Source organism: Gluconobacter kanchanaburiensis NBRC 103587, from assembly GCF_007988905.1.
Lineage (GTDB): Bacteria > Pseudomonadota > Alphaproteobacteria > Acetobacterales > Acetobacteraceae > Gluconobacter > Gluconobacter kanchanaburiensis.
In genome coordinates this window covers 25,286-36,205 of the sequence record NZ_BJVA01000021.1, presented here as the reverse complement: position 1 = coordinate 36,205, position 10,920 = coordinate 25,286, and the positions used below count along the sequence as shown (strand labels likewise).

Sequence of the window (10,920 nt, the reverse complement as noted above, 5' to 3'; positions counted from 1 at the left end):
AACCGTTATGTTCTGGCTATGAGTCCTGAGCCTAAGCCGATATCCCGCCGCTTGCCGTTCTTCTGAACCCTGCAAACCCAAGATTTGCTGCCTGACTGCGTCACGACGAGATAGAGCCCATCGCCATCTCCGTAGCGTCCAGGCTCTTTAGTGGCTTTTACAGAGGTCGCTGATAACCGGCCCATCTATTCCCACACTCCATACCACGCGCGATGTGGGATAGAGTGCAATTTGATGAGTCGGGATGCAACACGAAATGAGAGGATATCCGCAGCAATCCGCCATTTATGATACGAGTTGATACTGGATTGTAAGGGTAATTGGCGGAGAGGGTGGGATTCGAACCCACGGTACCCGCGAAGGCACAACGGTTTTCGAGACCGCCCCAATCGACCACTCTGGCACCTCTCCGTACGGCTCTACCTTGCGGCTGAACCTGATCGATCGGGGGCTTATGACTGGGATTTCCGCACATTGCAAGAGGGGCGAAAGCGCTTCTCCCGAGAAAGACACTGAGACGTAATTTTTCAGCGTTTTTGATTGACGCAAAGACGTCATATCTGTATCGACCGCGACTGTTCCATGCCGTTTCATATGCTGACCGGGGTGGAGCCAACGACAAAAAGCGACTGGGTCGCGCCAGATCGGGTCAACCCGGCAGCAGCGGCCACGAGATCGGAACAGAGAGAGTTTCCAGAATGTATGCAGTCATCCGCACCGGCGGCAAGCAGTATCGCGTTGCTCCCGAGAGTATCCTCAAGGTCGAGAAGCTCGAAGCTGAAGCCGGCAGCACCATCACCTTCACCGACGTCCTGATGGTTGGCGGCGAAGGCACCGTTACCGTTGGCGCACCGCTGGTTGCAGGCGCAACCGTAACGGCAACCGTGGTTGCTCAGGATCGTCTGCCGAAGGTGATCATCTTCAAGAAGCGTCGCCGTCAGAACAGCCGCCGCAAGAACGGCCACCGCCAGCCGGTGACCGTCCTGCGCATCAACGCGATCAACGCGGCCTGATCGGCCCGACACTCCAGGTAAGGATAAACAGCCATGGCACAAAAAAAGGCAGGCGGTTCGAGCCGTAACGGACGCGACAGTGCAGGTCGTCGTCTGGGCGTGAAGAAGTTCGGTGGCGAAAGCGTCATCGCAGGCAACATCATCGTCCGTCAGCGCGGCACGAAGATGAAGGCTGGCGCCAATGTCGGTATCGGCCGCGACCACACGCTGTTCGCTCTCGTGGACGGTCATGTGAAATTCCAGCGCCGCGCAGAAGGCCGCGTCCACGTTTCCGTGGCACTGCCGGAAGCTGCTGAATAAGCAGCCCGCGTTTTCCAGCGCGAGCGAAAGGGGCCGGTCCTGTTCGGGACCGGCCTTTTTGCGTATAAAGCGCCCCTCACCTTTTCTTGCGGACAATACGATGAAGTTTCTCGACCAGGCCAAGATCTATGTACGTTCCGGTGACGGCGGTGACGGCGTGATCGCATTCCGGCGCGAGAAATACATCGAATACGGCGGTCCGGACGGCGGCGATGGCGGCCGTGGTGGCGATATTATTTTTAGGGCGGTTCCGGGGCTCAATACCCTCATTGATTTCCGTTACACCCAGCATTTCAAGGCGCGAAAAGGCGGAAATGGCTCCGGCTCGGATCGAACCGGCGCTGCCGCCACAAAAGTCGTCATCAACGTACCGGTCGGGACACAAATCTTTGACGAAGACCGTGAAACCTTGCTTGCGGACCTTGATGAAGAAGGTAAGGAAATCCTGCTCTGCCGCGGCGGAGACGGTGGTTTTGGAAATGCACGCTTCAAGACAAGCACGAACCGTGCGCCCCGACGGGCCGACAAGGGTTGGCCGGGTGAAGAGCGCTGGGTCTGGCTGCGCCTCAAGCTTATAGCCGATATTGGACTTGTCGGCCTACCGAATGCAGGAAAGTCCACCCTGCTTTCCGTATCCTCCCGCGCCCGGCCCAAAATTGCCGATTACCCGTTCACGACGCTTCACCCACAACTCGGCGTTGTCCGTCTGAACAATACCGAAGAGTTCGTGATCGCGGATATTCCCGGCCTAATCGAAGGGGCCAGCGAGGGCGCCGGACTTGGAGACCGTTTTCTGGGTCATGTGGAGCGCTGCGCTACCCTGCTGCATCTGATTGATGGCACGGAAAGCCAGATCGTCAAAAACTGGCGCATGATCCGGAAAGAACTCGAGGCTTATGATCCTGTTCTGGCCGCTAAGCCGGAAATCATTGTTCTGAACAAGTGTGACTCCCTCACACCCGCACAGCGCACCGCCAAAAAGCGCGCCCTTGCGAAGGCATCGGGGGCAGAAGTCATGATACTTTCAGGGGCGACGCAGGAGGGACTTCCCGAACTCCTCCGTCTGCTTCAGGACCGTGTCACGGCTGCCAAACAGGATCGTCAGGGATGACGGCAACGGCTTGTGCTCCTCATCTGGCGCAGGCCCGCCGGATTGTCATCAAGATCGGAAGCGCTCTGCTTGTCGATGCAGGGAATGCCAGCTTACGACTGGAATGGCTGCAGAGCGTTTGCGCGGATATCGCTGACCTACGGGCTCGAGGCGCGGAGGTCATCGTAGTATCCTCCGGCGCCATCTCGCTTGCACGTCATCGCCTTGGCCTGACAGGACGTCGCCTGCGCCTCGACGAGAAACAGGCCATGGCGAGTGTAGGACAGATCGGCCTGGCACAGGGGTGGAGCACGGCGCTTGCATTCCACGATCTCGTAGCCGCCCAGCTTCTGCTGACACCCGACGACACAGAAAACAGGGAGCGGCATCTGAACGCCCGAGCGACACTCCAGACGCTTCTGGACCTTGGATGCATCCCTGTTATCAACGAAAACGACGCCATCGCGACTAGTGAAATCCGTTTCGGAGACAATGACAGGCTGGGCGCACGGGTAGCACAGATGACAGGCGCAGATTGCCTCGTTCTGCTCTCGGATATTGATGGTCTTTACACAGCCGATCCCCGACGAGATTCAACAGCGAGTCACATTCCGGTCGTGGCCCAGATGACCGATGACATCATGGCCATGGGTGGAGAGCCACCACCGGGATATTCATCTGGAGGAATGCGCACCAAGCTTCTGGCGGCGAAGATTGCGACCCGGGCCGGAGCAAATATGGTCATCGCCGCTGGCCAGCAGCACCATCCGCTTCGCAGGCTTCTTAATGACGCACCGTGCACATGGTTCCTTGCACAGACCGACGCCGGGTCGGCCCGCAAGCGCTGGATCGGCGGAAGCATTCAGCCCAAAGGCACTGTGACGATCGATGAAGGTGCTGCAGATGCTCTGAAAGAAGGTGCATCACTTCTTCCGGCCGGCGTCATTAACCTTGAGGGAACATTCGGACGAGGCGAACTCGTCCTTATTCAGGCTGCTGATGGCACTCAGGTCGGACGTGGCTTGATTACGTATGATTCTGAAGAAAGCCGTAAACTGATCGGGCACCGCTCAGGAGAGATGGAGCAGATTCTTGGATATCGCGGTCGGGACGCATTGATCCATCGGGATGATCTGGCACTCGATTACCCCTGACCGCAACAACACCTCCTCTCACGTTGAAGGCCCGAATTCAGGCCCGGGGAGGCCAGCGCAGTTTGGGCTCAGCCCTTGCTTGCCAGGACGTATCGTCCTCGACCACCCTGCCCGATTGCTTCCTTTCCAGACCGCGTCCCATGGGCTGACGGCCTGGCTGGGATCCGGACGCATGCTGTGGCTGGGCCGCATCCTGCTCCCACGGGGCACGGGACCAGTTCCGCTCGGCAGAACCAGACATCTCCCGTCGCCCTGTCACCGGCGCGGCGTTGCTCCGGCGCGGCAACGAATCAGGATCACTGCCCCCCGGGCCATCTTCATAGGAAGGAAAATCGGACCGCAGAGTCTGGGTCGGCATCAGATAATCCTCGTCCGTGTGGACAGAAGATGGACGCATCGCACGTGCCCCGGATAACGGATCGATTCGTGAGACAGGCCCTGCAACACCCGGGCCATCAAGAGAAACCGGAGCACTGTCCGGCCGGTTTGAAACCGCAAGCCGAAGACTCAGCGTCCGTAATTCAGCACGCATTTCAGCGATCTGGAACTCGAGATCCTGTAAACGTGGCTTGGTTCCGAAAACTGCGAAGGGCATGAAGAGCAGCGCTAGCGCAAACAGCGCAGCGACCACCGCCAGGCACCCGAAAGCCCAGCCTGGCAGCCATGAGAAATCAGACATCATGAGGAAGCCTGGTCCACTCTGAACATCATGTGATCGGGTTTCCGGAAACTGGAGTTACATGCCAAGAGCACGGCGATAAATATCGAGCAGGGTTTCCTGTTCTTCAATCTCGGCAGGCTCCTGCTTGCGAAGACGGATGATCTGCTTGATAACCTTCACGTCGAACCCTGCGGACTTGGCTTCGGAGAAGATATCCTTGATATCGCCGGCCAGCGCCTTGCGTTCCTCTTCCAGACGCTCGACACGCTCGATGATGGAGCGCAGACGGTCTGCGGCAATTCCGCCCGTTGCGGCGCCTTCGCTTCTGCTTTCTGCATCCATGTCCGGTTTCCTTCCTGAGACGTCGTCTGAGCTGTTACTGAGCTGTTATCAGACACTGCCTGAACACAGCATCCGCCGGGCGGCTTATCGTGAGGAGGGCCGGACGGTCAACGGAATTATGTGCACGTTTCATGAACGCGTGAACATGAACCGGCTTTTCTCCCGAGGACGTGCGAGCCTCATCCCTTGACAGAATGGCCCCTGAAAGAGAACTAGTCGGTGCCCGAAAGGGCCTGAACCCTAACCCTTTTTTCCCGGACTGCGGGTTCGAGAGGTCAGAGAGTCTTCCATGGAACATTTCCAGCAGGTCGAGCCCTTCGACTACGTCATCTTCGGCGCCACCGGCGATCTCACGATGCGCAAGCTCCTGCCTGCGCTCTACAACCGTCTCAGAATGGGACAGATCCCTGATAATGCACGCATTATCGGCGCTGCCCGGAGTGAGTTGGATCGTGCCGCCTATGTCGCCCGCGCACGCGAAGCGCTCGAGCATTTCCTCCCCGCCGATGTCTTCAATTCCGGATTGGTCGAGCGTTTCCTCGGGCACATTCATTACGTCACGCTAGACAGCAGCAAAAAGGGCGCCCAATGGGACAGCCTGAAAACCCTTCTGGCCGGCGCAGACCCCGATCGCATCCGCGTCTATTATTTTGCGACCGCCCCCCAGCTCTACGCCAGCATTTGTGAAAACCTACACGAATATGGCCTGATCACCCCGCGTTCGCGCGTGGTTCTGGAAAAGCCGATCGGCACCAACATGGCCACGGCGACCGCCATCAATGACGGCGTCGGCCAGTTTTTTCCGGAAAACCAGATTTACCGGATCGATCATTATCTGGGCAAGGAAACGGTTCAAAACGTTCTTGCCCTGCGTTTTGCGAACCCGCTGATGAACGCGGCATGGTCGGCCGAACATATTGAGAGCGTGCAGATCACGGCGGTTGAGACCGTTGGCGTGGAGGGGCGTGCCGCCTACTACGACACGTCCGGCGCGCTGCGTGACATGATCCAGAACCATCTGCTCCAGGTTCTGTGCCTGGTGGCCATGGAGGCGCCGGACTCTCTGGAAGCGGATGCTGTCCGCAATGCCAAGCTTGCCGTTCTGAACGCCCTGCGTCCGATCACGGAAGGCACAGCAGCGGCCGAAACCGTTCGTGCGCAGTACACGGCAGGTGTCATTGATGGGAAAAACGTCCCCGGCTATCTTGATGAGCTTGGGAAGGACAGCACGACCGAGACATATGCCGCTATCCGCGCCTGGGTCGATACTCCGCGCTGGAAAAACGTTCCGTTCTACATCCGCACGGCCAAACGTTCAGGCCGTAAGGTCAGCGAGATCGTAATCACATTCCGGCCTGCTGCAACCGCGATGTTTGGCGCTACACCTGCCAGTAACCGACTCGTCCTCCGCGTCCAGCCGAATGAAGGCGTCGAACTGAGACTAAACGTCAAAAACCCAGCGCTGGACGTCTTCAATCTCCAGACTGCAGATCTCGACACCCCCATTCGCATGGAGGGCGGGATGCCATTCCCAGACTCTTATGAGCGTCTTCTTCTTGACGCGGTTCGAGGTGATCCGGTCCTGTTCATCCGGCGTGATGAAGTCGAAGCGGCGTGGCGTTGGGCCGAGCCCATTCTGGATGCATGGAAGGACGGGAAAGTTCCCATGCAGACCTACAGCGCAGGGTCTTACGGCCCCGAACAGGCCGTGCGCCTACTCGCCGAACATGGAGACAATTGGCATGAAACAGCGGAGTAACACGTTTGACCGATGAAAAGAGCGCATCCCCCCGTCTCGGCCGCCCAGCGGCTAAGGGTACGCGCAAACCGCCGCGCAGTTTCAAACAGCTTCTGCTGCGGCGGCTCGTTGTTGTTATTCCTGCTTTCCTGTTGATGGTCGTTGCGGTCCGGACAGGCCTGCTCGACATGTCCTATGACAAGATCACCTTCGGCAAACTGAGCTGGTTCGACAACACGGCGCTTGTCGAACATCTGCGGTTGGTGGTCGTCAGAGACAATCTGACAGACCTTCCCCGCCATTGTCTGGTGTTCGTTGTCGACGGCAGTGCCGACAACAACACGCCGACGATGGATGTTCTGGGACGCCACGGAAACGGATGTCCCGGCACGACCTCATCGGCGGACAAGCTGTTCAGCCTCAAGATCGACCGTTCCGAGCGAACCGTGCAGACGGACGCCGGAACGCCCGGCACGTTCCACAACCTGCCACTTTAGTCTTGGGTCCACCCTCAGCGTCATCAGTGCGTCCGTTTGACGGACGCACTTCCCTTGAGAGCGAAGGCACTTCTCAGAAACACGCCTCCTCTCCGCAGTGCTCTGCGCCCGTCTCTCAGCAATGCATAACCGTTCAGAAAACCGTGAATCATTCCCGGATAAAGTTCGGGCTGTACGGATACGCCCGCATTCTGAAGACAACGTGCATATAACTCGCCTTCTCCCCGAAGCGGATCAAATCCAGCAGTCACGATCATGGCAGGCGGAAGATCCGAAAAACTCTCCTCCAGCAATGGCGCGAATGCGGGGTCGAAAAGCTGCTCCGGACTTTGAAGCGTCTGTCCACAATACCAGTACAGAAGTTCGGCGCTCAACATGTAGCCGGTGGCATAGGCCTCACGCGATGGCGGAGCAAACGGACCACTCAAAGCCGGATAATACAAAAGCTGCGCACTCAGGGGCCGCAACCTGCTCTGCCGAACCCAGACCGCCAGCGCGGCAGAAAGATTTCCGCCCGCGCTGTCACCGGCCACTGCAACTGGAACATCGACCGGAACGGTTCGAAAAATCCATTCCAATGCCGCTTTCGCATCCTCCAGACCCGCGGGAAAACGATGTTCCGGCGCGAGCCGATAGTCGAGCGACACCACCACCGCCCCGGACGATGCAGCAAGACGGCAGCAGATCCCGTGATGTGACACGAGATCACAATGCACGAATCCACCCCCGTGCAGATAAAGCACGACGCCCCGCACCTTGCCACGAGGACGGAACACACGGGCCGTACGATAGTCTTCCGCACCCGGGATCCGGATATCCTGCCAGCGTCGGATCCGCAGGGATGAAAGCCGAACCGGAAAGCTGGGCCTCCCGGTAAGTCGCCGGATGTGGCGCAGCATTTCCGCCGAGGGTGGTACTGCAGGAATCAGCGGAATATCATCGATGACAAAAGAACGCGGCACCATACCGCGCCTGCGGCTCTGCCAGGCCAGCCAGAAAAGAAAAAATCTCAGGATCAGGGTCGGACGCATTGCTTCATCATGCACGGCTCTGAAGAAAAAATCTGCCCTTGACCCCATCGCCGTCCCGGAGCAGTGTCTGCCCCGCCAGACGGCTGGACGATCGCTGTGTATGAGATGAGGATCGCATATAGGGAGGAAAGTCCGGGCTCCATGGGAAGACGGTACCGGCTAACTGCCGGCGAGGGCGACCTCAGGGAAAGTGCCACAGAAAACAGACCGCCCGCCGGACTGTGCCCTACGCGTTCATTCGCCGGGGAGCATGTTGCGGGTAAGGGCGAAACGGTGCGGCAAGAGCGCACCGCATCCCCGGCAACGGAGATGGTCACGGCAAACCCTACCGGGAGCAAGACCGAATAGGAGCGGCAGGCTTTTGCAAGAAAGCCGGGGGTTTCTCGCCTCGTCGTTCGGGTTGGTTGCGTGAGGCCCGCAGCAATGCGGGTCCCAGAGGAATGATCGTCCCGCCTTTCAGGCGGACAGAACCCGGCTTACAGGCCGTCTGGCATCCTCAAAAAATCAGCATCCAAAGTAATTATGGATCTATACCAACAAGAACAAAACATGAACAAATGGCGGCAAGTATAGTTCCGACCTCACGATTATCCCTGATAAACCCTAACAAAATGCAAAAATTTCCGTCACATTTGTATTTTTGAAAATATCGCAGTTTTCTGCGGTTTTCGGGCGATATTTGTTTGACGTCCCATGAAATCCCATGATATCCCAAACAAGACCAAGCCAAGTAACCGACGACCGTTCATTCGGTTCTGAATGCAGGAAGGAGGCACATCACCCATGAGCATGTTCCTCGGCACGCATCAGAACCGTTTCGACGCCAAGGGACGCGTTTCCATTCCTGCCCCGTTCCGCACTGCCCTGCGCGCCCAGGCTCAGCCAGGCGACCCCCTCGTCATTCTGCGCCCTTCACATCTCCATCCGTGCATCGAAGGTTGGACGGTCGGCGCGTTTGCGTCTCTCGCAACGCCACTCGACGAATACGATCCTTTTTCGGAAGATCATGAAGATCTGGCCGCAAGCCTGTACGCGGATGCCTACCCGCTGGACAGCGACAAAGAAGGACGCATCATTCTTCCGGAAACCCTGCGCACCCACGCAGCTCTGGTCGACGAAGTCTCCTTCATGGGGCTTGGCCGCACGTTCCAGATCTGGAACCCTGTCGCCGCCGCAGAACGACGTCAGGCCGCACGCAGCCGCGCAAAAACCCTTGCCACCAGTCGCCGCCCCGGCAGCGCACCCCCAATGACTACCAACGGAGCACCGGAATGAACGCGATTACGCTGGTCCATTCCGGTCATGTTCCTGTCATGTTGCACGAGGTGCTCGAAGCCCTCTCGCCCCGCGCTGGTGGAAGGTACCTTGACGGGACATTCGGCGGTGGCGGCTACGCCCGCGCTATTCTGAACGCTGCCGACTGCACCCTTGACGGCATCGACCGTGATCCCGCTGCCATCGAGCGTGGAAATGCCATGGCCGTGCAGGCCAACGGTCGCCTCAGGATGCACCAGGGTACGTTTGGTGATATGGAAACACTTGTCGGAGCAGCGGGTCCCTTCGACGGTATTGTTCTGGATCTCGGTGTCTCTTCTTTCCAGATCGATCAGGCTGAACGCGGCTTTTCCTTCCGCAATGACGGACCGCTGGACATGCGCATGGGCGCAGACGGACCATCCGCAGCAGATCTCGTCAATACATACAAGGAAGCCGAACTTGCGGACGTCCTGTACCGGTATGGCGAAGAGAAGCTGTCACGTCGCATCGCCCGCGCCATCGTGGCCGCACGCACAGAAGCACCGATCACGACAACCGGACAGCTTGCCCACATCATCCGCTGCTGCGTGCCGCGTGACCGAGCGAATATCGACCCGGCGACACGCAGTTTCCAGGGTCTTCGCATCGCGGTGAATGACGAGCTGGGCGAACTGGAACGCGCTCTTGAGGCCGCTCCCCGACTTCTTGCGCCCGGCGGCGTCTTCGTCGTGGTCACATTCCATTCCCTCGAAGACCGTCTCGCGAAACGCGCGATGGCAATCCTCGCAGGACGTACGGGCAACCCGTCCCGTCATGAACCCGCGCCTCTTCGTCGGGAAGCGCCTGCCTTCTCGCTTCTCTATTCCCGCCCCCTCGCCGCCACGGAAGAGGAATCCCGGGAAAACCCGCGTGCCCGCAGCGCCCGCCTGCGAGCACTGGTCCGCAATTCCCCCTCCAAGATACCCGCTTCAGGAATATCCTCATGATCCGGCCCCTCACCGTCGCGTGCGCTGTCCTCGCAGCAGGATCTGGCCTGTTTCTCTATACGAAGAAGCACGAGACCACGGTTCTGGACCAGAAAATCACGAAGATCGTGCAGGAAACGCAGCGCGTACGAGGACAGACCGCTATGCTCCGGACGGAGTGGGCGCTTCTCAACCAGCCTGATCGTCTCAACACTTTGGCTGCACGTTTCGTACCCGCCCTGCACCCGATGGAACCTGACCAGTTCATCCGCATGGTCTCTCTTGAAGCTCACCTCCCGGCTCCCGGCTCCAAGGCCCAGCCCGCAGATCCGCGCGAAGGTCTGCACGAGGTCGTAAACCGGGCTGCCGAAGCAGCACATCTTCCTCTGCCCGCGCCGGCAATTGTTTCTCATACTCCAAGCCAGACAACACCCGTTGCTGTCCCGCATCCGCTTGTTGTGGCCGCAGTCAGCCATCCCGCAGCAACCACCAGAGCCGCGGCCCCGCAGCCTCACGTTTCACATTCCCGGCCTGCGGACACGCAGATTGCGTCTGCTACACTCCGCAGTGTTGCGACCTCTACACATGCACGCTCGGACAGTGCTGCAAGTGTGCGTCTCGTAAGCTATCATGAAAGCCATCCCGCCCCCCTGATGGTCGCCGCATGGCATCCGCAAACCGTGCACACCACGCACTCCACGGCGTCGCACGTGCTTGATGAGCGTCCGCACACACATCACACTTCACTTTCGGCTTTGGGGAGTGTGAATGACGCATTGCCCGCGCCGGTCCCGTTGGCTAACTGAAAGCATCTTCTCGTTAACCGCTCGTTCAGCATTTTCAGATAGCTTAGGGCGAGCCCTTCAGCAGGA

General features: G+C 58.8%; 13 protein-coding genes, 1 tRNA gene and 1 other RNA gene. 10 read left to right on the top strand and 5 right to left on the bottom strand.

Translation table 11 applies throughout. The features are described 5' to 3' along the window. Positions 1 to 5: 5 nt before the first annotated feature. The gene (locus GKA01_RS12500) at positions 6 to 185 is read right to left on the bottom strand and encodes an Arm DNA-binding domain-containing protein (RefSeq protein ID WP_228120063.1); all 180 of its coding nucleotides are present in this window, start codon (positions 183 to 185) and stop codon (positions 6 to 8) included. Between the two features lie 136 nt (positions 186 to 321). Next, positions 322 to 411 (bottom strand) — tRNA-Ser (locus GKA01_RS12495). A 287-nt stretch (positions 412 to 698) separates the two neighbouring features. Here GKA01_RS12495 and rplU point away from each other — a divergent pair. The 4 genes from rplU (at position 699) to proB (ending at position 3,557) form a co-directional block, all read left to right on the top strand. After that, positions 699 to 1,013 (top strand): 50S ribosomal protein L21, encoded by a 315-nt coding sequence (gene rplU, locus GKA01_RS12490; RefSeq protein ID WP_062494728.1) that lies wholly within the window; start codon positions 699 to 701, stop codon positions 1,011 to 1,013. A gap of 33 nt (positions 1,014 to 1,046) precedes the next feature. Then, the gene (gene rpmA / locus GKA01_RS12485) at positions 1,047 to 1,313 is read left to right on the top strand and encodes a 50S ribosomal protein L27 (protein WP_008851550.1); all 267 of its coding nucleotides are present in this window, start codon (positions 1,047 to 1,049) and stop codon (positions 1,311 to 1,313) included. A 100-nt stretch (positions 1,314 to 1,413) separates the two neighbouring features. Next, on the top strand, positions 1,414 to 2,424 hold the full coding sequence (gene obgE, locus GKA01_RS12480) for a GTPase ObgE (RefSeq protein ID WP_146863687.1): 1,011 nt from the start codon (positions 1,414 to 1,416) through the stop codon (positions 2,422 to 2,424). Next, positions 2,421 to 3,557 carry a glutamate 5-kinase gene (gene proB, locus GKA01_RS12475; protein WP_146863684.1) on the top strand — a complete coding sequence of 379 codons (1,137 nt, stop codon included), beginning with the start codon at positions 2,421 to 2,423 and terminating at the stop codon, positions 3,555 to 3,557. Before obgE ends, proB begins: the two co-directional genes overlap by 4 nt. Before the next feature lie 37 nt (positions 3,558 to 3,594). On the opposite strand, the gene GKA01_RS12470 is transcribed toward proB, so the two are convergent. Continuing rightward, on the bottom strand, positions 3,595 to 4,239 hold the full coding sequence (locus GKA01_RS12470) for a hypothetical protein (RefSeq protein ID WP_146863681.1): 645 nt from the start codon (positions 4,237 to 4,239) through the stop codon (positions 3,595 to 3,597). A 54-nt stretch (positions 4,240 to 4,293) separates the two neighbouring features. Next, positions 4,294 to 4,560, bottom strand: a complete 267-nt coding sequence (locus GKA01_RS12465; protein WP_146863678.1) for a DUF2312 domain-containing protein — start codon at positions 4,558 to 4,560, stop codon at positions 4,294 to 4,296. 289 nt (positions 4,561 to 4,849) lie between these two features. Here GKA01_RS12465 and zwf point away from each other — a divergent pair, with 289 nt between their 5' ends. Next, on the top strand, positions 4,850 to 6,319 hold the full coding sequence (gene zwf, locus GKA01_RS12460) for a glucose-6-phosphate dehydrogenase (RefSeq protein ID WP_146863675.1): 1,470 nt from the start codon (positions 4,850 to 4,852) through the stop codon (positions 6,317 to 6,319). A gap of 5 nt (positions 6,320 to 6,324) precedes the next feature. After that, positions 6,325 to 6,795, top strand: coding sequence for a hypothetical protein (locus GKA01_RS12455; protein WP_228120064.1), 471 nt, complete (start codon positions 6,325 to 6,327; stop codon positions 6,793 to 6,795). A gap of 23 nt (positions 6,796 to 6,818) precedes the next feature. On the opposite strand, the gene GKA01_RS12450 is transcribed toward GKA01_RS12455, so the two are convergent. Continuing rightward, positions 6,819 to 7,826 (bottom strand): alpha/beta hydrolase, encoded by a 1,008-nt coding sequence (locus GKA01_RS12450; RefSeq protein ID WP_146863672.1) that lies wholly within the window; start codon positions 7,824 to 7,826, stop codon positions 6,819 to 6,821. Positions 7,827 to 7,901: 75 nt separating this feature from the next. Between GKA01_RS12450 and rnpB the strand changes: the two genes are divergently transcribed. The 4 genes from rnpB (at position 7,902) to ftsL (ending at position 10,854) form a co-directional block, all read left to right on the top strand. Continuing rightward, positions 7,902 to 8,321: RNase P RNA component class A (gene rnpB, locus GKA01_RS12445), an RNA gene on the top strand. Between the two features lie 288 nt (positions 8,322 to 8,609). After that, positions 8,610 to 9,101, top strand: a complete 492-nt coding sequence (mraZ, locus tag GKA01_RS12440) for a division/cell wall cluster transcriptional repressor MraZ (protein WP_146863669.1) — start codon at positions 8,610 to 8,612, stop codon at positions 9,099 to 9,101. Next, complete coding sequence (rsmH, locus tag GKA01_RS12435; RefSeq protein ID WP_146863666.1) at positions 9,098 to 10,069, top strand: 16S rRNA (cytosine(1402)-N(4))-methyltransferase RsmH; 972 nt, start codon at positions 9,098 to 9,100, stop codon at positions 10,067 to 10,069. The genes mraZ and rsmH overlap by 4 nt, the downstream gene beginning before the upstream one ends. Continuing rightward, a complete protein-coding gene (gene ftsL / locus GKA01_RS12430; RefSeq protein WP_146863661.1) occupies positions 10,066 to 10,854 on the top strand; it encodes a cell division protein FtsL in 789 nt (262 codons plus the stop codon). Before rsmH ends, ftsL begins: the two co-directional genes overlap by 4 nt. The last annotated feature ends 66 nt before the right edge of the window (positions 10,855 to 10,920 follow it).